The following is a 23,592-nucleotide window of genomic DNA, read 5'->3' on the forward strand; positions in this document are numbered from 1 at the left end:
CGCGTAGCGTCGGGTGCTATGAGTCGCCTGTCGCTGGGTCGTTTGCGAGCGCGCACCCGCCGTCTCCTCGATCGTCCGGCCAGCATCGAACTGGCCCCGTACGAGAAGCTGCTGCCCCGCATCGCGGCGGCCGAGGACGAGATTCACGAGCTGTCCGCGGACGAACTGCGCGAGGCGGCGTTGGCTCTGCCCGAGGGCACCTGGAAGGACACCGAAAAGGTGCGCTTCGCCGCGCTGGCCCGCGAGGCCGCCCACCGCGCGCTCGACGAGCGCCCCTTCGACGTCCAGATCGTCGGCATGCTGGCGCTGCTCGACGGAAATGTTGTGCAGATGTCGACCGGCGAGGGCAAGACGCTGGTCGCGGCGATGGCGGCGGCCGGCTATGTGCGACAGGGCCGCCGGGTGCAGGTCGTATCGGTCAACGACTACCTCGCTGCCCGCGACGCCGACTGGATGGGGTCGCTCTACGAGTTGCTCGGTATCGAGGCCGGTTCGATCCGGACGGAGACCCCGGCCGACGATCGCCGCACCGCCTACGAGCGGCCGGTTCTGCACGCCGCGGTCCACGAGATCGGCTTCGACGTGCTGCGCGATCGGCAGGCCCGCACCCCGGCCGAGCAGGTCACCGCCGAGCCGGATGTGTTGATCATCGACGAGGCCGACTCGGTGCTGATCGACGAGGCCCGCATCCCGATGATCCTCGCCGGCTCCGCGGCCGCGCCGCAGACCGAGGATCTCGCCGATCTGATCCGCGAGCTGTCCCCGAGCGCCGACTACACCGTCTACGACGACGGCCGCAATGTCGGTCTGACCGATGCGGGGGTGGAGAAGGTCGAGAAGCGGCTGGGCGGCGTCGACCTCTACGCCCCGCAGAATCTGGCCCTGCACACCTCGGTCAACCTCGCCCTGCAGGCCCAGGTGCTGGTGCGCCGCGATATCGACTATCTGATCGAGGACAACAAGGTGCGCCTGGTCAGCGCCTCCCGCGGCCGGGTCGACCGGCTGCAGCGGTGGCCGGACGGGCTGCAGGCGGCGGTCGAGGCCAAGGAGGGCCTGCCGATCACCGACGCCGGTGAGGTGCTCGACTCGATCACCGTGCGCGCGTTGATCGCCCGCTATGCGACGGTCTGCGGGCTCACCGGTACCGCGGCGGCGGTCGCCGAGGAGCTCAACGAGCTGTACGGACTGCAGGTCGCGGTGGTCCGGACCAACGAGCCGGTGATCCGCGAGGACGAACCGGAACGCATCTACGCCACCCGGGAACAGCGCGACGCGGCGCTGATCGGCCGGATCGCCGAGGAGCACGCCGAAGGCCGGCCGATCCTGGTCGGCACCCTCGACGTCGCCGAGTCGGAGCGGTTGGCCGAGGCACTGGTCGCGCGGGACATCCCGGTGCAGGTGCTCAACGCCCGCAACGAGGACCGCGAGGCGGCGATCGTCGCCGAGGCCGGCGCACCGGGCACGGTGACGGTGTCCACCCAGATGGCCGGCCGCGGTGTCGATATCCGGCTGGGCGGCTCCGACGGGGCCGAACGCGAGAAGGTCGCCGGGCTCGGCGGTCTGCTGGTGTTGGCGGCCGGGCACTATTCGTCGATCCGCCTCGACGAGCAGCTGCGCGGGCGCGCCGGCCGGCAGGGCGACCCGGGAACCAGCGCGCTGTACGCGTCGGCGCAGGACGAGCTGGTCGAGCACTACCTCGACGAGGGCGACGTCGACTTCCCCGCGGACGACGATGGGCTGATCTCCGACCCGGAGGCGATCCACAAGATGGGTCACGCGCAACGGGTGGCCGCCGGCGTGATCCTCGAGATCGTGCGCAATACCTGGCGTTTCGAGAAGCTGACCGAACAGCAGCGCGCGGGTGTGGTCGAGCAGCGCGAGGCGGTCCTGCACGGCGAGGCGGGGGCGACCCTGATCTCCGATCGCAATCCCGACGGCTGGGAACTCGCCTGCGAGAAGCTGGGCGACGACGACGCCGAGGAGTTGGCCCGGCGGATCGTGCTGCACCGGATCGATCAGGAATGGATCGACTACCTGGCCTTTCTTGCCGAACTGCGCGAGGGGATCCACATGCGCGCGCTCGGCAAGCTCGATCCGATCGAGGAGTTCCAGCGCGAGTCGGGCACCGTCTTCGCGGAGTTGTCCGAACGCACGGTGACCGGTGTGGTCGACGCCTTCGACGAGGCGGTCGAGCAGTCGGACGGGTCGCTGCCGCCGGAGGATCGGGTGGCGCCGCGTCCGACCACCACGTGGACCTATGTGGTGCAGGAGAACCCGTACGGCTCGGAGTTCGACCGGGCGCTGAACTCGATCGCCGCGAAACTGCGCCGCCGGATCCGCTGAGGTAACCAACCAAAGGGTACCAAAAACGGACCAATACCCCGATCTACTCCCCGGGTACGAACCTTTTCCCTCTCAGCCGTAGCGTTGGCGACCGTTCGGAATGCACACTGGACGGGACGGGTTGTCGCGGCGGGGGTTCGACCGCGACGGACCGACACACGGCCGGGACCGAAGATGGCCCGGCCGAGCGGGACAATGGGGGTAGTTCATGGCATCACTGATTCCGTACCTGTGCGTGCACGACACCAGGGCGGCGATCCGCTGGTATCACGACGCGTTCGGCGCGACCGTGGTCGGCAATCCGATCGAGATGAGCGACGGGACGATCGGTTCGGCCGAGTTGGCCCTGTTCGGATCGCGTGTGGTGCTGTCCGATCCGTCCCCCGAGGCGTGGGCGGTGGCCGCCGATCCGGCGCGGCCGAGTTCGGTGAAGCTGCATCTGACCGTGCCGGACTGCGATGCCTGCGTCGCGCGCTGCCGTCGAGTCGGGGCGGTGGTCGAACGCGAGCCCACCGATTCCCGGTACGGGCGCGGGGCGGCGATCCTCGATCCGTTCGGTCACCGCTGGATGATCGTCGAGTCGGTCGCCCCGGCGGCCGCTGCGGCCGATGCCGAGCCGGCCGGTGCGCCGGTCCACCGATCCGGGCAGCCGGCGTCGGATCGGCAGTTCGCTCGTGCGCGGGACGGTCTGGGGGATCGTCCGCGGGACGGGCGGGATCGGGAGGGCGTGCCCGAGGGCGCCGGTTGGCGGGCGGCGGCGCCGATGCCGACGCCGTATCCCCTACCCGATTCTCCGGAGCCGCAGGAGGCGTCGGACGATCCGCGGCGCGATGTGGATGCGCAGTCGCAGCGTCCGGTGCGCGCGCCGCGTCCCGCCCACACCTGAGCTATCGGACCTTCCGCACCGATACGAGAGGGCCCGTCGTCGACGGGCCCTCTTCGCATCTTCGGGTTGCGCGTGGCTGAATCCCGCGCGGCCGGGTCAGCCGTCGGAGCGCGCCGATGGTGACGCCGAACCATCACGAAGCGCGATCACCTCGTAGACCGGGGCCGTTCCGGAGGGAGCGCCCCCGTCCTCGATCATCGGCGCCGAGGTGCGGCCGACCACGCGCTCGGAGCCGTTCGGGTCGAGGCGGGTGACCTTGTAAGTCGCGCCGGAGACGGGTTCCCAGGAGATGACGACGCTCGCGGCCCCGGGCCGCACAACCAGCCCTCGGGGTGCGGGCACCCCCGCCGGATCGACGACGTCGGCAACAGCGGCGGGCGGCACGGTGCCGGGCGGGGCGGTGCCGGGCGGGGCGGTGCCGGGCGGAGCGGTGCCGGGCGGGGCGGTGAGAGGCGGCGCGGTGGCGGGCGGGGCGACCGGGGCGGAGCCAGCATCGGAGCCGGCGGCTGGGCCGACAGCGGCGGCGGGGCCGGGCGAAGGCGGAGCGGTGGAACCGGCAACGGCGTCCACCTCCCCGACCGGCGGAGCGGAGGTCGCTTCGGGCGAGGTGCGCCCGGTGTGGTGGGCGGTGACCACGTACACCGGGATCGGATCATTCGGGGCGACCGCGCCGTCGATGATCGACGTGGCGGCGGTACGTCCGACCACGCGCTGCGTCCCGGCTGCGTCGACGCGCGCCACCCGATAGCGCACGTCCGCGGTCGTCGACGGCTCCCAGGTCACCTCGACCCCCGCCGGGATGCGGGCGGTGCGCACCGCACCCGGCGCTCCGACGGCGATAGATGCGAGCTGCGCCATCGCCTCGGGGTGTTCGGCGCATACCGCGACTGCTTCGAGAAGTCTTGCAGCCCTGTCAGATTCGGGCAACGCGATCGACTCGGCCACCAACCTGTCGGCGGTGGCCACCGCGGCGCGGGCGCTGTCGAGCAGGTCGTCGAGGTCGAACCGGCGATCGCCCGGGTAGGGCAGGTCGGAGGCGGCGCGTCGCAGGTGTTCGAGGTGGCCGAGCGCCTCGGCGTGCCGCCCCGCTTCGTGAGCGCTGACCGCCGCCCGCCAGCGCAGTCGCGCCGCCGCGATCACCTCGTCGATCTCGGCGGAGACCGCAGCAAAGGCCGGATCGGTGCGCGCCGCCATGCGGGCGCGGTCGACGGTGGCCTTGGCCTGCGCGCAGCGCCCCGCCCGCAGGGCCGCGCGGGCCGCGCGCATGGCGGTCTCGACCGGACCATGTTGCGCCTCAACGGGGTTCGTCGACGAGTCGGGGGTCCGCTGTCGCGACTCCCGTTGCCTCGACTCCACCGGCGGGGAGGCCGGGCTCGATGCGGTCGGCGGTACCGGCTGCACCGCGGGTATCGGTCCGGACGCCCTCGGTCGACCGGCGGCGGTCAACTCGGCGGCAAGCTCCGAGACGACCCGGGCGGCGCGGGCGTGGTCGAGGCCCAGCGCGATCGCCTCGTCGGTCAGATAGTGCCGGTCATCGGGCAGGAGCGCGTCCTCGACGAGGATCGCCGCCCGCATCCGGGGGCGCAGCCCGTCGCGCACCTGCTCCGCCACCGCGTCCAGGTAGCCGCCGCGCGGCGTCGGACCGGCCTCGAGCAGATGCTGGACGTGGACCAACAATTCGTCGATCACCGCGCGCGGTCGCCCGACCGGCATCTCCCGCGACCGCGCCCGCCACATCCGGGCGCGGTCCTCGATCTGCGCGGGTGCGGCGTCCGGTTCGAGATCGAGCAGATCGAACAGGGTGGTCGGCGGGGGGCTGTCGGCCTGGCGGCCGAGTTCGTCGAGCAGATCGCGCACCTGCCGGGCCCGCTCGGCGATCGCGGGATCGACCGCGACGGTCGGGAGCGGCCGATCGACCGTCGCAGGCGCGGCGGTCTCGGACCCGACCGCCGGCACCCGGCGATGCCGCCGCATCCGCTGCAGCGCCTCGTCGCGGCCGATATGGTCGGCGGCGGCCAGATCGCAGAGGCCCTCGACCTTGTCCTCGGGGATGCCGCGGTACCGCTCGACGAGCCGCCGGATCGCCGTATCGAGGGCTTCGAATCGGGTCTGGTCGCGGCTCTCGCGCTGCCGCCGGATCCGGTCGGCGAGGTGCACGCGCTGCGCCTGAACCCGCAGCGGCGCGGAGCGCTCCTCGTGTTCGGCGACCAACTGGGCGACCAGGACGCGGTACTTCGGCTGGTCGCGGTGTCGCTGCCAGAACCCCCACACCTCGTCGATGCGGTCGACGATCACCGGATCGGGCTGGTCGGCGGCTTCGAGCGGCAGCGCGTAGAGCTCGAAGGTGTCGCTGATCTGCGGGTCGCCGCCGCGCTTGACGATCGGCGCGAGCACCTGCTTGCGGTAGTCGTTGGCCACAAATGGCGCCAACCGCACGTCCTGCGACGTCACCGTCACCCTCCCCCGTGTCCCGGCGTGTACCCGCAGGAGCTTAGTGTCCGCCCGTACCGATCACGCCTGCCACAAACAACCCCGCTGGGGCGCCGCCGCGACAACCATCTCCTCGGTCCCCCCGCGGACGGCTACGTTGTGGCAGCGACTAGGCCGCGACCGGACGCAACCGCACCTCGACGTGCAGGGCGACCGCCAGGGCGAAGACCAGCATCCCCACCGCGGCACCGAAGTAGATCCGAAAATCGCGGGCGCGCAGGTGCGCCGCGACGGCGAGGATGAAGTAGGCCACCAGCGCCCATGCGGTCAGCCGGGCGATCCCGAAGTGCCGGGTGCCCACCACGAGGCCGACCGCCGAGGCGGCCTTGATCACCGGGAAGATGCCCCAATACCGTTCCGGGAAGCCCACTCCGGTCAGACAGTCCCGCACGAACGGCGCCGGCCCGATCGACAACCCGGCGTCGACGGCCTGCCCGGCGGCCGGCGCGAGCAGGGGCGAGTTGTCGCGTGTCAGTCCGAATACCGCCATGCGGTCAGGGTAGGTCGCCGCCGGGTCGAGCGGGGCGTCCGCCTCCTCGCCGCGCCCCTACTCGTCTCGTCGCCGGGACCGCTGGATCTGACGGCGTTCCCTGGCCACCTCGGCCTGCGAGAGCGTCGCCCCGGTCTCGGCGGTCAACGACAGCGGCAGGCCCGCACCGACGTGGAAGGCGGTGACGTGCAGGACCCCGTCGAAGCCCATCTCGAAGGTCACCTGCACCTCGGTGCCCGCCTCGTAGCCGGGCGGGATCGGCCCGATATGCCCGGCGACCAACAGCTTCGAGTCCTCCGGCCGCGGCGAGGCGTCCATCCCCTGCTGCTCGACGACGGCGAGGTTGATCTGGTCCTGGTCGGTGCGCATCGTGCCGAAGGACCGGCGCACCTTGATCGGCAGCCGGTCGTTGCGATGCACCAGCCAGCTGTTCTCCAGCGCACCGACCATGTCGTTGACCGCCAGGACCCCGAACCCGCGGGAGACGACGGTGTCCACCCGGATCTCGACCGACCGGCGCACCCGGTCGACGGTCATCCCGGTCGCGTCGGCGACGCGGCGGCAGGAGTCGGTCAGATCGCGGGTGTCGGCATCCTCGAGCGGAGCCCCGTCGCGCAGCCGCCCGCGGGTGATCAGGTCGTCGGTGACCAGCCGTTCGAGCTCGACCTTCGCCCCGTAGAGCGCGGCCCCGCGGGCGACGGCGAGGTCCGGATCGTGCAGGCGCGGAGCCAGGTCGAGCCGCTCGCGCAGGGCGCGGGCGACCATCGGCATCCGCGACGATCCGCCGACGAGCAGTACGTGGTCGACCGTCGAGACCCCGCGGCCGGCGGCGGCGTCCAGGCAGGCGGCGGTCAGCCGCAGGGTGCGTTCGAGCAGTCCGGAGGTCATGTCCTCGAACTGGGCGCGGGTGAGCGGGATCGAGGCGCGCACCCCGTCGTGGGCAACGACCACCGTGGTCGATTCGGCATCGGACAACTCCCGCTTGGCCCGCTCGGCCGCCAGGACCAGCGCCTGTGCGCCGACCGAATCGTCGAGGGGGTCCTCGGCGTCGGGGTTCTGGGCGCAGAATTCGCGGGCGAGGTGCAGCGCGATCCGCTCGTCGAAGTCCGCACCGCCGAGCTGGTGGTCCCCGTCGACGGCGAGCACGGTGATGCGCCGGTCGGCCAGTTCGATCACGGTCGCGTCGAAGGTGCCGCCGCCGAGGTCGTAGACCAGCACGGTCTCGTGGCCGTCGTTCTTGTTGATGTCGATCGCCCCGTCGAGCCGCCCGAAGCCGTAGGAGAGGGCGGCGGCGATCGGTTCGGAGAGCACGGCGCGCACGTCGAGGCCGGCGTAGACCCCGGCGAGGGTGGTCGCGCGGCGCTCCTCGTCGCCGAAGTAGGCGGGCACGGTGATCACCGCGCTGGTCACCGGCTCGCCGGTCGCAAACGCGGCGTCGGCGGTCAGGCCACCGAGGATCAGCGCGGATACCGCCGGCGCCGACCAGCTCTTGCCGTGTGCGAGGAAACGCCACTCGGAGTCGCCCATACGTCGCTTGACCAGGGTGCACACGTGATCGGGGTCGAGCCGGGCCTGGCGTCGCGCGCCCTCGCCGACGACGTGCTCGCCGGCGCCCGCGAACAGGACCACCGAGGGCACGATCTCGTCGCCGGTCATCCCGGCGAGTACCTCCGGTCGACCGTCGGGATCGGTGCGCGCGATGACCGAGTTCGTCGTCCCCAAATCGATGCCATGGACCGTCACGCCGGCAGTCTAGTGACGCCGCCGACCGGATAGTGCGCGCCGGCCGACCCGCGCGCTGCCGCTAGGATGGCGTCGTGCCCGAGTCGGTTGACCAGCCCGCCGCGACCGCGGTCGATGCGCCCGATTCCGGGATCGAATTGCCTTCACTTCCAGAAACTCTCGACGACATGACCCGTACGATCGCCCGCCAGCAGGCGACGATCGAGCGCCTGGTCGACGGGGTGCGGCGCGTCGAGGCGGCCGGCCGCGCCGGTGCGGACATCCCGCTGCTGGTCGAGCTGGCCGCGATCCACGCCGACGCGACCGATTGCGCGAGCACCGCCGAGTCGGATCGCGAGCGCACCGCCTTCGATGCCCTCGCCGGCGCGCTCGACCGGCTGATCGTCGGCCGCGGCGGCGCGGTGGTGACGCCCGCGGTCGACGCCGACTTCTCCGCCGCGACGATGGAGGCCGCCGAGATCATTCGTACGGATGATCCTGCGCTCGACCGCACCGTCGATAGGGTGGTTGTCGAGGGGTTGCGCCTGGCGGAGTCGGGTCGGTCGATTCGGCCGGCGTTGGTGGTTGTCCGCCGGTTCCGTGAGCCGGCGGTCCCGGAGCCGCCGGTCGATGAACCGACATAGCCGGCAACACAGTTCGAGTGTCGACGCGGTCGACGGGAGAGGAAGTGACGTAAGCGATGAGCGTCAGTTTGGCCAAGGGCGGCAACGTCTCGCTGTCGAAGCAGGCGACAACTCCACTGACCAGGGTGTCGGTCGGTCTGGGTTGGGATGTGCGGGCGACCACCGGTCAGGACTTCGATCTGGACGCGTCCGCCCTGATCTGCAATGCGACCGGTCGGGTGATCAGCGACAGCCATTTCGTCTTCTACAACAATCTGCGCAGCCCGGACGGCAGCGTCGAGCACACCGGCGACAACCTCACCGGTGAGGGCGACGGGGACGACGAATCGATCAACATCGACCTGTCCGCCCTCGGACCCGATGTCGACAAGATCGTCTTCCCGGTGTCGATCCACGATGCGGATGCCCGTCGGCAGAGCTTCGGGCAGGTGCTCAACGCGTTCATCCGCATCGTCAACCTCAACGACGATGCCGAGTTGGCCCGCTACGACCTGTCCGAGGACGCCTCGACCGAGACCGCGATGATCTTCGGCGAGGTCTACCGGCGCGACGGCGAGTGGAAGTTCCGCGCGGTCGGCCAGGGCTACGCCTCCGGTCTCGCCGGGATCGCCCGCGACTACGGCGTCAACGTCGGCTGATCCCCGGCCCGTGCCCCGACCGGCGGGTTCGGTCGGGGTACGGCGAGGTCGAGGAATCGGCCCGTGTAGTCGGGGGTTCCCGGACCGGTGAACACCACCTGTCCGAACAGCAGGACCGTCACCCCGGTCGACGGCACGATGTAGCCGGCGGTCCCGGAGCCGCCCATCCAGCCGTATCGGCCCGGCACATTCCACGAATCGATCGCCGCGATGTCCACGCTGCCGCCGTAGCCCCAGCCCTGGCCGTCCAGGAAGATCCCGGCGCTCGTGCGCTGGTCCGCGGTGGTGTGGTCGGTGGTCATCGCACTCACCGAGCGCTGCGACAGGATGGGCCTGCCGTCCGGGGCCACTCCGCCGGCGAGCAGCATGGCGGCAAAGGCCGCCCAGTCGGACACCGTCGAGACCAGGCCGCCGCTGCCGGAGGCGAACCGCGCGGGCTGCGTCCACGTCCCGGCCCCGGATTGCCGTACCCGCACCCCGTCGTCATCGACCTCCACCGATGACGGGACGCGGTGGGCGTCGGCCGGTGGAACGTGAAAGCCGGTGTCCACCATACCCAATGGGTCGAGCAGGCGTTCGGCGAGGGCCTCGCCGAGCGGGCGGTCCAGGACGCGGGAGACCAGCACACCCTGGATATCGGAGCAGGTGTTGTACAGCCACCCGTCGCCCGGTTGATGCAGGAGCGGCAGGGTCGCGAGCGCCTCGATCCAGTGGTCGGCGTCGGTCTCGAGCCGCGGCGCGGGGCCGCCCCCGGACAGTTCCAGCAGCCGCTCCACCCACGGCAAGGAGAAGTCGGTGGGGAAGCCATAGCCGGCGCGGAAGGTCAGCAGGTCCTCGACCAGGATCGGGCGCCGGGCGGCGACCACGTCGTCGAGGGCCGCGGTCGGGGTGCGCAGGACGCTCGGCGTCGCCAGTTCCGGCAGCCACCGCTCGACCGGATCGTCGAGGGCGAGCAGGCCCGCGTCGATCAGGGTCATCACCAGGGCGGCCATCACCGGTTTGGTCAGCGACGCCAGGCGGAAGACGGCGTCCGCCCGCATCGGTTCCGGCCGGCCCGGTTCCATGACGCCGGCGGTGACCACGGCTCGACCTTCCGGGCCGTCGATCAGGCCGACCAGCCCCGGCGCCCGCCCTTGTGCGACGGCGTCGTCGACCACATCCTGCGCGATGCTCTCCATCGGGATGCCCACCCCGACGAGGATACGGCGGCGGTACGACACATCCCGGTGGGCACGCGGCGGCGGGCCGGACGGTGTCAGGGCACGCCGAGCAGCCGCAGCCCCGCGGTGACGGCCCCGGCGGCGAGCACCACCGCCACAAAGGGCGCGCCCCGCCACGCCAGGATCCCGCCGGTCGCCACCCCCGCCACCCGCGACCACCCCGCGAAGGTATCCCCGTCGAGCACGGCGCCGGTCGCCATAAGCGCGGTCAACAGCACCGTCGCGACGACCGCCATCCACCGGCGCATCTCGTCGGTCAGTCGAAGACGTTGGTGGGCAAGCGGTCCGACCAATCGCAGCGCATAGGTGCCCAGGCCGAGCACCAGGATCGGCACCACCAGGCCCGCCCCGCTCATCGGGCCGCCTCCAGGTACTCGTCGCCGGATTCGTCGGAGCCACCGGAGCCACCTGAGCCACCGGTGACCGGCTTGCGCCCCAGCGCGGCCAACGGCACCGCCGCCGCGGCCAGCAGAATCGACAGCCCGGCGGGCACAAAAGGCGTGCACGCGACCGCGAGCGCCCCACCGACCACCGCGGCGAGCGCCACCGATGTGTCGCGCAGGCTCGGCAGTACCAGGGCGAGCACCACTGCGGGGAAGACCGCGTCGAGACCGAGCAGGTTCGGATCGGGGATCACCCCGGCCAACAGGGCCCCGGCGACCGTGCCGATATTCCAGAAGACGAACAGCCCGGCGCCGCAGGCGAGGTAGACCGCCCGCCTCGTGGCCGGATCACGTTGCGCCAGAGCGAAGGCCACCGACTCGTCGGTCATCGGGAAGCTGCCGAGCAGTCGGCTGCGCAGCGAGCCGCCGAGCGTATCGCCCAGCGCGAATCCGAACGGCACGTGGCGCAGGTTGACCAGCAAGCCCGCCGCGACCGCCGTCCAGGGGCCGCCCGCGGCGGCGAGGATGCCGACGAACATGAACTGGCAGCCGCCGGCAAAGACGACCACCGACATCAGCATCGGGATCCACACCGGCAGCCCCGCGCCCACGGCGATCGCCCCGAACGACGCGCCCACCAGACAGACCGCAACGCAGACCAGCAGCACCTCTCGACCGGTCTGCCGATCGATTGTTCGCCATATCGAACGCATGGCGATCATCATGAACCCGCATCGCAACGTTCGTCAAGATGAACGTGCGGTAGTGTTTGTCGAACGGCACGGCCGACGCCGCGACCGCCGCGCGACGACCACGAAGAGACCGATGACCGACCTGCCGACCGATCCGACCACCCCGCTGCATACGATCGCCGCCGCCCTGCAACGCGAGCGCCGGCGGGCGGGTATTTCCGCCGCGGAGCTGGCCCGACGCGCGCGGGTGGCCAAATCGACACTGTCCCAGCTGGAATCGGCGACCGGAAATCCCAGCGTGGAGACGCTGTGGGCGTTGAGCACCGCCCTGGGAGTGCCGTTCTCCCGGTTGGTCGACCCGACACCGGCGCCGGTGCGGTTGATCCGCGCCGGGGAGGGCCCGGCGGTGGTCAGCGAGCACACCGACTACGCCGCGACCCTGCTGACGACCTGCCCGCCGGGAGCGCGGCGCGATATCTACCTCATCCGCGCCGAACCCGGCGAGCCCCGCCTATCCGAACCGCATCAACTGGGCACGATCGAGCACGTCATCGTCACCGCCGGGCGAGCGCTCACCGGCCTGGCCGACGACCCGATCGAACTGCATCCGGGCGACTACCTGTCCTATCCCGGCGACCAGCCGCACATCTTCCGCGCGGAGGAAGCCGGCACCTGCGCCGTGCTGGTCTCGGAACACATCTGAGACTCCCGCCGGGGACCTGCGAGCCGGCGCCGTCAGCGCGCGTGCGCCGCACACCACTTGCGCGCCGAGGAATTCAGCAGCAGGCCGAGGGTCGACTCGAAGTCGGCCTCGATATCGCCGTAGGGGCGCACCAATTCGTGCAGCCCGCGATGGACCGACGCGGCGCGCGCGATGAACGCGGCCCCCGATTCCCCCGCCGACGGCTCCACCCGGGTGTTCAACCGCAGCAGATCGGCATCGCGCACGCGGTAGCGCTGCGCGACCACGCGGAACCCTCCGACGTCCATCGATCTCCAGGTGCGCGTCCGCACCGAGCCGAGGGCGACCAGCCGGTCGACCGCCACCCCGTGGGGGGCGCAGGTGACCATCAGGTGCCGTTGCGCGGCGTTGAGCGCCGCACCCGGATCACCTCCGGCGGCAACGGCTTCCGCGACGACGCCCGACTCGACCTTGCTGGTCGCCGATGCGACCAGGCCGCGCCGCGGACCGCACCACTCACCGGCGACCCGGTACTTGATCGATCGGCCGTCGAACGATTCCGCCCACTGGCCGGTCAGCCGACTACCCGAGCGGGGGCGCAGCATCACCGTTACGTCGGCCCGGGCGCATTCCCCCAGGTAGGCGATCGAGCCGGAGCGGGCCGCGCTGCGCATCCGCAGGACGATGCCGCCCGACAGCAACGACAGCCGGCCGCGTTCGAGTCCGGCGCACGCCTCCGCGTACCAGACATCGCGCACCGTCGACGCGGTGCCCGTGATCCGCAGGCGTCGCAGCGCGTCATCGATGTTGCCGGTGACCATCACACCGATGTCGATGGGAACCACCACCGTGAACCACCCTTCGGATGTCGAACGTGTCCGAACCGGAGCGACCTCCATCGATCGCATCCCCGAATCGGACGGGTCGTCGCTGGTCGGACGACCCGAGTGAACAGCGTCGCTCCGATCGGGTCCCCTCCGCACGCGTAGTGGACTACTCGAACTCCCGGTCGGATCCGCCGCACGGACTCTAACGACCGGGTGGTCCAACCCCCGTTATCGAAAAGACCGGTCCGCTCGATCCGGGCGAAGGCGACGTCCGATTCGAGTAGTCCACTACGCGTGTTGGTGGTCCACCCACCGGCCACACTGATGGCGTGAACCGATTTCCGCTCTCCCCGCCGGCTCTACTGGCGGCGGTGTCCACCGGGATCGATCGCACGATCGGATGGTCGCGGCTTCCGGTACCGCTGGCCCTTCCGGTCCTGGTCGGCCTGCGCGTCGCGCTCAGGGCGGCCAACCTCCACGCACTCGGCGGCGGGACGGTCACCGATCCGGCTGTCACGTCATATCCCGGAGCGCTCGACGCCCGCTGCCGGGTGCGCTCGGTCGACGGTTCCGGCAACGATCCGCAGGACCCGGCCATGGGCGCCGCCGGAGCGGTCTTCGGGCGCAATATCCCGCTCGCGGACGCGTTCCCCGAGGACGACCGGATGCTGCGCACTCCCAACCCGCGGTTGGTGAGTGAACGGCTGCTGGCGCGGCGCGAGTTCGAACCGGCGACCACGCTGAATCTCTTGGCCGGAGCGTGGATTCAGTTCGAGGTGCACGACTGGTTCGCCCACCGCACCACCGCGGCCGACCCGGTCGTATTGCCCGCTCCCAGCGGTTCGGTCCCCACCGGCCACGCCGGCTGCCCGATGGCACATACCGCGATGGCGGTCCGCCGCACCGAGCCGACCGACGACGCCGACCCCACCGATCCACCGGTCTATCCGAACGCGGAAAGCCACTGGTGGGACGGGTCGCAGATCTACGGCAGCACCCGCGACGTCGCGCACGCCCTGCGCAGCGGGATCGGCGGCAAGCTGCGCATCGACGCCGACGGCCTCGCGCCGGCCGATGTCGACGACCACCTCGACGCCGACGGGATCGCCGCCAATTTCTGGGTCGGCCTGGCCCTGTTGCACTCGCTGTTCATGCGCGAACACAACGCGATCTGCGACCGGCTCGCCGCGGCCTATCCGTCGATGGACGATCAGCAGCTCTACGACATCGCCCGACTGGTCAATACGGCGCTGATGGCCAAGATCCACACGGTCGACTGGACGCCGGCGATCATCGCGCACCCGACCACCGTCGCGGCGATGCGCGGCAACTGGTTCGGGATCCTCGGGGAGCGCTTCGGGCGCCTCTTCGGCCGCATCACCAGAGGTGAATTGCTGCAAGGCATTCCGGGTTCATCACCGACCGATCACCACGGGACGCCGTTCTCGCTGACCGAGGAGTTCGTCGCGGTCTACCGGATGCACCCGCTGATCCCCGATCGGGTCACCCTGCGCCGACTGGCCGACGACAGCGCCATCGCCGACGTCGAGTTGCCGGACCTGCTGCTCGACCGGGTGCGCGATCGGCTCGCCGAGGTGTCGATGGACGACCTGTTCTACTCCTTCGGCACCGGCTACGCGGGCGCGTTGACCCTGCACAACTACCCCCAACATCTGCGGCACCTCGGCCGGCGGGACGGCAACGAGATCGACCTCGCCGCGATCGACATCCTGCGGACCCGTGAACTCGGCGTGCCCCGCTACAACGAATTCCGGCGGCACTTCCGGATGAAGCCCGTCCGCTCGTTCGAGGAGCTCACCGGCGGCGATCACGCCCTGGCGGAGGAGATCCGACAGGTCTACGCCGACGACCTCGAGCAGGTCGATCTGATGGTCGGCCTCTTCGCCGAACCCAAGCCGAACGGATTCGGCTTCAGCGACACCGCATTCCGCGTCTTCATCCTGATGGCCTCGCGTCGGCTGTCGAGTGATCGATTCTTCACCACCGACTTCCGCTCCGAGGTATACACCGACGTCGGAATGTCCTGGGTGCGGAACAACTCGATGCGCTCGGTTCTGTTGCGCCACTTCCCGGCTCTCGCACCGGCCCTCGCCGGCGTCGACAACCCCTTCGCTCCGTGGCCCTCGACGGCCGCGGGTTCGACCTCCCCGAGCCGAAAGGACTCCGCGTGAAGGACCAGCCCCCGACCACCCAGCCCTCAACCGCGCAGCCGAGCACGTCGGAAACCATCGAGACGGAGGAGCCGGTGCCCACCGATCCGACCTATGTGCGCTACCACCCGGACATCGAACAGCTCGATCCCAAGGAGGAGGAACTGATCGATCGGATCGTCACAACCCTGAAGAGCAACAACGAGCGGGCCTACCGGACGTACCAGCACGGCCTGCGCGATGCGCACGCCAAGGGTCACGGGATCCTCGAGGGGTCGATCACCGTCTACCCGGATCTGCAGCCGGAGCTGGCGCAGGGCATGTTCGCCCAGCCGGGCAAGTACCCGGTGATCGCGCGCCTGTCGTCGACATCGGGCGCGATTCGACACGACCGCCTGCGCGGGGTGCGCGGTCTGGGGATCAAGGTCCTCGGCGTCGAGGGCGAACGGGCGATGGTCGACGACGAGGCGACCACCCAGGACTTCATCCTGGTCACCCACCGCGAATTCCTCTTCGCCGACGTCCGGGAGTACGCGACCCGCGGCATGGTCGTCGCCTGGCTGTTGGCGCGGGTACCCGATCTCCTGCTCGGCGCCGGCAGCGAACTGGCCGCGACCGTCGACCGCCTGTTGGTCCGATTCGGACGCCCGCTCCCCCCGACGTTGCAGGTCTTCATTCGACCGAATACCCACATTCTGGGCGACACCTTCTTCTCGTCCGCTCCGTTCCGCTGGGGTGACTACGTCGCGAAGTTCCTGATCGCTCCGCTATCGGACAACGTCCGCGCCCTCGAGAACGTACCGCTCGGCCAAAACCCGTCCGAGAACGCGAATCGGGAAATGATTGCCGAGTTCTTCGCGAATAACGGCGCCGATTACGAACTGCGCGTCCAGTTGTGCACCGATCTCGACACGATGCCGATCGAGAACGCGACCCTGCCCTGGTCGGAGGAGGCATCGCCGCATATCCCGGTCGCCAAGATCCACTTCCCCAAGCAGGATCCGGCCAGTCCGACCCGTCGGGCCTTCGGTGACGACGTGTTGTCGTTCAATTCCTGGCGTGGCCTCGAGGCACACCGACCGCTCGGGTCGATCAATCGTATGAAGCTTCGCGTGTACGAGGCGTCGAGCGACTTCCGGCACGAGAAAAACGGAATCGAACGGATGGAACCCGCGGATATCTCCGACCTTCCCGATTGACCGACAACCATTATGATTCCGGCCGGTTTGTTACTTTCGGGAACACGCGGCCCGCCGTTTATCACGAGAAGGAAACGGCGGGACATTGCCGACGGCCGACAACTACACTGTTCCGCCATGGGGGGTTCCTGGCACATACTCGAGCGCCCCGGAGAACAGGACGCCATTCGTTCGGCACTGGGTGACACGACGACGGCGGGTGTCGTTCTGGTCGGGCCCGCCGGGGTCGGCAAGACCACCCTGGCGCGGTGGGCCGCGTCCGAGGCGCCCGGCCCGGTGCACTGGGTGGCCTGCACCGAATCGTCGCGCGGCATTCCACTCGGCGCCTTCGCGCCCTGGGTGACCCCGCAGGCCAGTCGCGACCCGATCGCCCTGCTGACCTCGGTCCGCGAAGCCCTCGAATTGAGCCCCGCCGACGGTGCGACCGCCACGATCGGCGTAGACGACGCCCACCTGATGGACCAGCTGTCCGCGACATTGGTCCATCAGATCGCGCTGGAACGGTCGGCCCGGGTGATCGCGACCGTGCGCGACGGCGAGCCGGTGCCCGACGCGGTGATGTCGCTGTGGAAGGACAACTACCTGCGTCGGCTCGACCTGCATCCGCTCACGAAGAAGCAGTGCGTCACGTTGGTCGAAACGGTGCTCGGCGGCACCCTCGAGGAACTCAGCGCCGACGTGATGTGGGAGACCTCCGGGGGTAACCCGCTGTTCCTGCAGAGCATGGTCGAGGGCGCGCTCGAGTCCGGTGCGCTGAGCATGGTCGACGACGTCTGGCAGCTGCGCGGCCCCACCGCGGTGCCGGCCGGGTTGGCGTCGCTGCTCGACGCCCGCCTCGACCGGGCCGGCGAGGACGCGCTCGCGGCGCTGCGCATCCTGGCGCTCTACGAACCGATCGATCTCGACCAGCTGGTGCAATTGGCGGGCGAAACGGCCGTCGATTCCGCCGAGATGCACCACCTGATCCGACTGGTACACACCGACGCGGGGATCACCGCCCAGTTCAGCCATCCGTTGTTCGGCGAGGTCGTGCGCCGTCGCACCGGGACGGCGTCGGCCCGCAAGCTGCGCCGGCAATTGGCCGAGATGATGCAACCGCGGGATCTCCACTCGGCCACCGGCCGCATCCGTCTGGCGCAACTCGGTATCGACAGCGACGAGCCGGTCGATCTCGAACTGAACATCAAGGCCGCCAAGGACGCGATCTATCTGTCGAATCTGCCGCTCGGTGAACGGCTCGCGCGGGTGGCCTTCGACAACGGTGGTGGTTTGCGCGCCGCCGAACTGCTGTCGACCGCGCTGCTGTGGCAGGGCCATCCGCACGAGGCGGACAGCATCCTCGCGGGGTTCGACCCCGACCAACTCGACCAATTGCAGTTGGTCCACTGGGGCATTCCGCGCATGTCGATCCTGTTCTGGTCGATGGGTGATGTCGCGGGCAGCCACCGGATTCTGAGCCTGCTGCAGGAACGCGTCGATCACCCGATCCTGCGATTGGTCGTCGACGCGGCCGGCTCCGCCATGGCCATTCACGAGAACCGCATCGAGGTGGGGATCGCCGAGGCGTTGCGGATTCTGGCCGATCCGGCCGTGCCGCGGCAGGCTGTCGACTGGGCGGCGTTCGGTGCGGGGTTGGCGATGCCGGTCGCCGGGCGGGGGCTCGAATTCGGGCCGATCGCCGACCGCTGCCGCGCGGAGCAGAAATCGACCGACGGCATGATCCGGGTGATGGTCCGCTACTGCGACGTGCTGGCGCTGGTCTACACCGGCCAACTCGACCTCGCCGAACAGCGCGCCCGCGACTACGCGGACTTCTCCTCGTCCGGCCAATTTGTCGGCTGGGCGCTGGCCAAGATCATGGAGGGCCTGGTCGCGACGCATCGCGGGCGGTTCCGGACCACGATCACCACGATCGAGCAGGCGCTGGCGGCGCTCAACGCCGAGACCTCGCTGCCGTGGCGGCTGCCCGCCCGGCTGCTGTTGGTGCGGGCCTACGCCGCGCTCGGCGACATCGTCTCCGCCGAACGGGTATTGACCGAGGCGGGCGAGCACGCCGGTCCGCATCTGGCCCTGCACGATCCGTTGCTGATGATCGCGCGCGCCTGGTTGGCCGCCGCCTCCGGGGCCGATCACGACGCGATCGCTCTGGCCCATCAGGCTGCCGCGAGCGCGCGGGCGGGCGGGCAGCACGCCGCCGAGGCCGAGGCCCTGCACCACGCCGCTCGGTTCGGTGACCGGCGGGCGGCGGCCCGGTTGCAGCAGGTCGTCGACAAGGTCGCGGGCCCTCTCGGGCCGCTCTACGCCCGCCACGCCGCGGCGGTCGCCGATGCCGATCCGGTCGCGCTCGACGCGGTGAGCCTGGCGTTCGAGGAGGCGGGGCTGCTGTTGTCGGCGGCGGACGCCTCGGCCGCAGCGGTACCGCTGCACGATCGCGCGAGCGGGGCCGCCCGGGGCCGGCGCGCGGCGGCGGCCGCCTCCGATCGGGCATTGCGCCTGGCCGCCCGCTGCGACGGGGCGACCAGCCCGGCGCTGCGGCATGCCGCTCGACCGTTGCCGATCACCCCGCGCGAACGGGAGATCTCGGCCCTGGTGGCGCGCGGACTGTCCAACCGGGATATCGCCCAGCGGCTGACGGTCTCGGTCCGCACGGTCGAGGGACACATCTACCGGGCCTGCATCAAGCTCGACGTCGCCGACCGGGAAGCCCTGGCCCGGCTGGTGTGGAACGACCACGTACCACCGGAGGGCGAGGTCTCCTGACGAGCCGACCGGCTAAGGTACCCGGGTGCTCATCGGCCCCCGCCCGTCCGCTCGGCGGCTGCGTTTCGCCCGCCGCGCGTCCCTGCGCCGGGCGGCGTATCTGTTGGGCGAGTTCCGCTACGAGCAGCCGGACCCGGCCCGCTTCTACGGAGCGATAGCACGCGATACCGCGGATCTGGTGGTCGACGTCTGCGCCGACCTCGACATTCCGACCGACGGGGCGCTGCTGCTCGACGTCGGCGGCGGTCCCGGCTACTTCGCGGAAGCTCTTGCCGAGGTAGGGATTCGGTACATCAGCGTCGAGCCCGATCCGACCGAGATGCACGCGGCCGGGATCGACGCGCGCGGATCGATCCGCGGCAGCGGTACCGCCCTGCCGATCCGGTCGGGAGCGGTCGATATCTGCCTGTCCTCCAACGTCGCCGAGCATGTCGCCGACCCCTGGACGATGGCCGAGGAGATGCTGCGGGTGACCCGCCCCGGCGGGGTGGTCATCCTGTCGTACACGATGTTCTACGGCCCGTTCGGCGGTCACGAGACCGGACCGTGGCACTTCCTCGGCGGCGAGTACGCCGCGCGGCGGTATGCGCGCATCCACGGCCACGAGCCCAAGAACCGGTTCGGCCGTTCCCTCTTCCCGATCACCGCCACCGCGGGTTTGCGCTGGGCGGCCGGCACGGCAGCGGGTGAACCGGTGGCCGCCTTCCCGCGGTATCACCCCCGCTGGGCGTGGTGGATCGTGCGGGTGCCACTGCTGCGCGAGCTGTTGACCAGCAACCTGGTCCTGGTACTGCGCGCCCGCTGATTCCGCCCGTCCCCGACACCTCGGCGCCGGCACGGCACCCACCACAATCGGCGATCCACCGCGCCGGTCGACCGGTCCCGCTAGCGTCGCTGTCCATGACGCAGGCGAAAACCGGCGAACCCGCGGCTTCCACTGGTTTCGTGCGACTGGCTCTCGACATCGGCGGCACGAAACTCGCCGCGGCCGTCATCGAACCGGACGGCCGCCCCGCCGAGCCGATCCGGGTGCCGACTCCGCCGTCGGACGTCTGGGCGGCCTGCCGAGACCTGCTGACCGAGGTCGCCGCCGGGCAACCGGTGGACGCGGTGGGCATCTCCTCCGCCGGACCCGTCGATCTGCCCGCGGGCAGCGTGGCACCGATCAATATCCCGGAGTGGGCCGCCGACGGATTCCCCATCGTCGCCGCGATCGAGAACCACGTCCCCGGCGCACGCGTCCGGCTGGCCGGCGACGGTGTCTGCGCGGTCCTCGCCGAGCACCGTTTCGGCGCCGCCCGCGGGGAACCGAATTGCATCGGCATGGTCGTCTCCACCGGCATCGGTGGCGGCATCATCCTGAACGGTCGCCCGGTCACCGGCCGGACCGGCAACGCCGGGCACCTCGGGCACGTCGTGGTGGTCGACCCCGACGGCGATCCGTGCACCTGCGGCGGCCGCGGATGTGTGGAAACCGTTGCCTCCGGCCCCCATTCGGTGCGGTGGGCGCAAGCGCACGGCTGGACGGGCGCGGACGGCAAACAACTCGCCGAGGACGCCCGCACCGGTCACCCCGTGGCTCTCGCCGCGCTGGAGCGGGCGGGCCGGGCGGTCGGCAGCGTGCTGGCCTCGGTCGCCGCGACCGTCGATGCTCCCCTGGCGGTGGTCGGTGGCGGCTTCAGCCTGTCCGGGGCCCCGCTGTGGGATCCGCTGCTGGCGGCCGTCGCCGAACACGCCGGACTGTCGTTCCTGCACGGCTTCCGGGTCGTCCCGGCGGAGCTGGGCTCCGGATCGTCGTTGATCGGCGCGGCCTGCCTGGTCGACGACCCCACCGACTGACCTGACCCCGCACAACAGCCGCCGGGGCCGAGGATGCGTACGCGTCCTCGGCCCCGGCGGCCGTCAATGGTGGTGTCGAATCAGCTGTCGAAGCGCTGCTTCAGAGCGTCGAGCTCGTCGCGCAGGCCGCTCGGCAGGCGATCGCCGACGAACTCGAACCACTCGTCGATCGACTCGATCTCGGTCTTCCACTCCTCCGGCTTGACCGCGAGGGCGTCGGCGACATCCGCGATGTCGACGTCCAGGCCGGCCAGGTCGAGCTCCTCGGGCGCCGGAACCAGACCGATCGGGGTGTCGACGCCGGTCGCCTTGCCCTCGATCGAGTCGATGATCCACTCCAGCACGCGGGAGTTCTCACCGAATCCGGGCCACAGGAAGCGGCCGTCGTCGCCACGACGGAACCAGTTGACGTAGAAGATCTTCGGCAGCTTGGTCGCGTCGGCGTTCTTGCCGAGATCGATCCAGTGCTGGAAGTAGTCACCGACGTTGTAGCCCAGGAAGGGCAGCATCGCCATCGGGTCGCGGCGGACCGAGCCGACCTTGCCCTCGGCGGCGGCGGTCTGCTCCGAGCCGATGGTCGCGCCCATGAACACGCCGTGCTGCCAGTCGCGGGCACCGGTCACCAGCGGAACGGTGGTCTTGCGGCGGCCGCCGAAGAGGATCGCCGAGATCGGCACACCCTGCGGGTCGTCCCACTCGGGGGCGATCGACGGGCACTGCGCCATCGGGGTGCAATAGCGCGAGTTCGGGTGCGCGGCCGGGGTGCCGGACTCGGGGGTCCAGTCGTTGCCGAGCCAGTCGATCAGGTGCTCCGGCTCGCCCTCGAGACCCTCCCACCACACGTCGCCGTCGTCGGTCAGCGCGACGTTGGTGAAGACGGTGTTGCCGGCGTCGATGGTCTTCATCGCGTTCGGGTTCGACGACCAGTTGGTGCCGGGAGCAACGCCGAAGAAGCCGAACTCCGGGTTGACCGCGTACAGCCGGCCGTCGGCGCCGAAGCGCATCCAGGCGATGTCGTCACCGACGGTCTCGGCGCGCCAGCCGGGGATGGTCGGGCGGATCATCGCGAGGTTGGTCTTGCCACAGGCCGACGGGAACGCCGCGGCGATGTAGTAGGCCTTGTTCTCCGGCGAGATCAGCTTGACGATCAGCATGTGCTCGGCGAGCCAGCCCTCGTCGTGCGCCATCGCCGAGGCGATACGCAGCGAGTAGCACTTCTTGCCGAGCAGCGCGTTGCCGCCGTAGCCGGAGCCGAAGCTGATGATCTCGCGGGCCTCCGGGAAGTGGGTGATGTACTTGGTGTCATTGCACGGCCACGAGACGTCCTCCTGGCCCGGTTCCAGCGGGGCGCCGACCGAGTGCAGCGCCTTGACGAAGAACCCGTCGGTCCCCAGCTTGTCCAGGACGGCGCTTCCCACGCGGGTCATCACGCGCATCGACAGCACCACGTACTCGGAGTCGGTCAACTCCACGCCGAGCTTGGGGTCCTCGGCGTCGAGCGGGCCCATGCAGAACGGGACGATGAACATCGTGCGGCCGCGCATGCTGCCGTCGAAGAGACCGTTGAGGGTGGCCCGCATCTCGGCGGGGTCGGCCCAGTTGTTGGTCGGGCCCGCGTCCTCTTCCTTCTCGGAACAGATGTAGGTCCGGCCCTCGACACGCGCGACGTCCGACGGGTCGGAGTTGGTGGCGTAGGAGTTGGGCTTCTTTTCTTCGTTCAGCTTGATGAAGGTGCCGGCCTCGACGAGCTGGGCCGTCAGGCGATCCCATTCCTCATCGGATCCGTCGGCCACCACGATGCGGTCGGGCTTCGTCAGCTCGGCGACCTCTCGAACCCACTCGAGTAGGCCCTCGTGCTTCAGGAGGGGCTTCCCATCCTTACCGGTCAGTTGCTCGGTGACGGCTGCAGTCATGGAATCTCCTGGTTGATGGACACCCGGGAAAACCCACATCGCGACCGTAGTACGCGAGGGCGAGGGTGGTCCCGACACTGCCCGGTGGCTCGGTGCATCCGGTCGAACCATCGGTTTCACAGAGGAGATCTGGTCCACCCGTCGGTGGCGCGATGGCCGGCGGATTGCCTTTAACCCAGGTTAGCCCGGCGGGAACGTCCGATTAACGGTGCATGCTGTCCGATATCTCACTAAACCGATTCAGCAGGTTCAGTACGCGAACCTTTGCGCGGCTGGAACGGCATTTCCGAGGGGCCAACGCTACTCCTCGAGACGTCCGGATCGTCCGACTTCCCAGCGGTGCCCGGTCTCCTCCGACCGGTGGTGCACCTGCCACTGCCCCGTACCGTCGATCGTGGTCACGCTGTCGGCCCGCCCGTCACCGTCGATGTCGGTCGCGATCGCGATGCCGTCCCCCCAGTCGATACCGGCGGTATCGGCGATCCGGTCGCCGTCGCGGTCCAGATCCGGGGCGAATCCGCCCGGCTCGTCCAGACGCGAGAGCACGTCACTGATCGAGCCCGGTCCGGCGTCGAGAGGATCGGCGAGGAGCCCGGGATCGAGCGGCGGGTGGTCGGGGTCGAGCGGTACGGCTTCCCACATCGATCTCTCCTTGCCGTCGCCCGGCGCAGCTGTCGCCCGGCATGCAGTTTC

General features: G+C 70.3%; 19 protein-coding genes. 10 read left to right on the top strand and 9 right to left on the bottom strand.

Annotated elements, in window-relative coordinates; all coding sequences use genetic code 11:
- Positions 1–18: 18 nt before the first annotated feature.
- A complete protein-coding gene (gene secA2 / locus MB1_RS14435) occupies positions 19–2,343 on the top strand; it encodes an accessory Sec system translocase SecA2 (RefSeq protein WP_066908455.1) in 2,325 nt (774 codons plus the stop codon).
- Positions 2,344–2,551: 208 nt separating this feature from the next.
- Positions 2,552–3,229: a VOC family protein gene (locus tag MB1_RS14440; RefSeq protein WP_066908458.1), complete on the top strand. Its 678-nt coding sequence runs from the start codon at positions 2,552–2,554 to the stop codon at positions 3,227–3,229.
- A 96-nt stretch (positions 3,230–3,325) separates the two neighbouring features.
- On the opposite strand, the gene MB1_RS14445 is transcribed toward MB1_RS14440, so the two are convergent.
- The 3 genes from MB1_RS14445 to MB1_RS14455 form a co-directional block, all read right to left on the bottom strand.
- On the bottom strand, positions 3,326–5,680 hold the full coding sequence (locus MB1_RS14445; RefSeq protein WP_157084077.1) for an Ig-like domain repeat protein: 2,355 nt from the start codon (positions 5,678–5,680) through the stop codon (positions 3,326–3,328).
- 148 nt (positions 5,681–5,828) lie between these two features.
- Positions 5,829–6,209, bottom strand: coding sequence for a DoxX family protein (locus MB1_RS14450; RefSeq protein WP_157084078.1), 381 nt, complete (start codon positions 6,207–6,209; stop codon positions 5,829–5,831).
- A gap of 57 nt (positions 6,210–6,266) precedes the next feature.
- Complete coding sequence (locus MB1_RS14455; RefSeq protein WP_084351791.1) at positions 6,267–7,952, bottom strand: Hsp70 family protein; 1,686 nt, start codon at positions 7,950–7,952, stop codon at positions 6,267–6,269.
- A 74-nt stretch (positions 7,953–8,026) separates the two neighbouring features.
- Between MB1_RS14455 and MB1_RS14460 the strand changes: the two genes are divergently transcribed.
- Positions 8,027–8,575: a hypothetical protein gene (locus tag MB1_RS14460; RefSeq protein ID WP_066908464.1), complete on the top strand. Its 549-nt coding sequence runs from the start codon at positions 8,027–8,029 to the stop codon at positions 8,573–8,575.
- A 56-nt stretch (positions 8,576–8,631) separates the two neighbouring features.
- Positions 8,632–9,213 carry a TerD family protein gene (locus MB1_RS14465; protein ID WP_066908467.1) on the top strand — a complete coding sequence of 194 codons (582 nt, stop codon included), beginning with the start codon at positions 8,632–8,634 and terminating at the stop codon, positions 9,211–9,213.
- On the opposite strand, the gene MB1_RS14470 is transcribed toward MB1_RS14465, so the two are convergent.
- The 3 genes from MB1_RS14470 to MB1_RS14480 all read right to left on the bottom strand — a co-directional run bounded on the left by MB1_RS14470 (position 9,192) and on the right by MB1_RS14480 (position 11,529).
- The gene (locus MB1_RS14470; protein ID WP_218000246.1) at positions 9,192–10,403 is read right to left on the bottom strand and encodes a serine hydrolase domain-containing protein; all 1,212 of its coding nucleotides are present in this window, start codon (positions 10,401–10,403) and stop codon (positions 9,192–9,194) included. The genes MB1_RS14465 and MB1_RS14470 overlap by 22 nt on opposite strands.
- Before the next feature lie 65 nt (positions 10,404–10,468).
- Positions 10,469–10,789 (bottom strand): AzlD domain-containing protein, encoded by a 321-nt coding sequence (locus MB1_RS14475; RefSeq protein WP_066908593.1) that lies wholly within the window; start codon positions 10,787–10,789, stop codon positions 10,469–10,471.
- On the bottom strand, positions 10,786–11,529 hold the full coding sequence (locus MB1_RS14480; RefSeq protein ID WP_084351793.1) for an AzlC family ABC transporter permease: 744 nt from the start codon (positions 11,527–11,529) through the stop codon (positions 10,786–10,788). Before MB1_RS14480 ends, MB1_RS14475 begins: the two co-directional genes overlap by 4 nt.
- A 112-nt stretch (positions 11,530–11,641) precedes the next feature.
- Here MB1_RS14480 and MB1_RS14485 point away from each other — a divergent pair, with 112 nt between their 5' ends.
- Positions 11,642–12,211 (top strand): helix-turn-helix domain-containing protein, encoded by a 570-nt coding sequence (locus MB1_RS14485; protein WP_066908596.1) that lies wholly within the window; start codon positions 11,642–11,644, stop codon positions 12,209–12,211.
- Between the two features lie 32 nt (positions 12,212–12,243).
- Here MB1_RS14485 and MB1_RS14490 read toward each other — a convergent pair whose 3' ends face one another.
- A complete protein-coding gene (locus MB1_RS14490; RefSeq protein WP_157084079.1) occupies positions 12,244–13,038 on the bottom strand; it encodes a hypothetical protein in 795 nt (264 codons plus the stop codon).
- A gap of 308 nt (positions 13,039–13,346) precedes the next feature.
- Here MB1_RS14490 and MB1_RS14495 point away from each other — a divergent pair, with 308 nt between their 5' ends.
- The 5 genes from MB1_RS14495 (at position 13,347) to MB1_RS14515 (ending at position 20,986) form a co-directional block, all read left to right on the top strand.
- Positions 13,347–15,209 carry a peroxidase family protein gene (locus tag MB1_RS14495; RefSeq protein ID WP_157084080.1) on the top strand — a complete coding sequence of 621 codons (1,863 nt, stop codon included), beginning with the start codon at positions 13,347–13,349 and terminating at the stop codon, positions 15,207–15,209.
- 56 nt (positions 15,210–15,265) lie between these two features.
- Positions 15,266–16,387 carry a catalase family protein gene (locus tag MB1_RS14500; protein WP_066908600.1) on the top strand — a complete coding sequence of 374 codons (1,122 nt, stop codon included), beginning with the start codon at positions 15,266–15,268 and terminating at the stop codon, positions 16,385–16,387.
- Between the two features lie 117 nt (positions 16,388–16,504).
- Complete coding sequence (locus MB1_RS14505; protein WP_066908475.1) at positions 16,505–19,147, top strand: helix-turn-helix transcriptional regulator; 2,643 nt, start codon at positions 16,505–16,507, stop codon at positions 19,145–19,147.
- A gap of 25 nt (positions 19,148–19,172) precedes the next feature.
- A complete protein-coding gene (locus tag MB1_RS14510; protein ID WP_245650196.1) occupies positions 19,173–19,952 on the top strand; it encodes a class I SAM-dependent methyltransferase in 780 nt (259 codons plus the stop codon).
- A gap of 140 nt (positions 19,953–20,092) precedes the next feature.
- Complete coding sequence (locus MB1_RS14515; protein WP_245650197.1) at positions 20,093–20,986, top strand: ROK family protein; 894 nt, start codon at positions 20,093–20,095, stop codon at positions 20,984–20,986.
- An 80-nt stretch (positions 20,987–21,066) separates the two neighbouring features.
- Here the strand turns inward: MB1_RS14515 and MB1_RS14520 are convergent, their stop codons facing one another.
- Together MB1_RS14520 and MB1_RS14525 are read right to left on the bottom strand one after the other, a co-directional pair.
- Positions 21,067–22,899 (bottom strand): phosphoenolpyruvate carboxykinase (GTP), encoded by a 1,833-nt coding sequence (locus MB1_RS14520; protein WP_066908480.1) that lies wholly within the window; start codon positions 22,897–22,899, stop codon positions 21,067–21,069.
- 300 nt (positions 22,900–23,199) lie between these two features.
- A complete protein-coding gene (locus MB1_RS14525; RefSeq protein WP_066908482.1) occupies positions 23,200–23,541 on the bottom strand; it encodes a DUF6802 family protein in 342 nt (113 codons plus the stop codon).
- Positions 23,542–23,592 lie beyond the last annotated feature (51 nt).

This window comes from Millisia brevis NBRC 105863 (genome assembly GCF_001552615.1).
Classification (GTDB): domain Bacteria; phylum Actinomycetota; class Actinomycetes; order Mycobacteriales; family Mycobacteriaceae; genus Millisia; species Millisia brevis.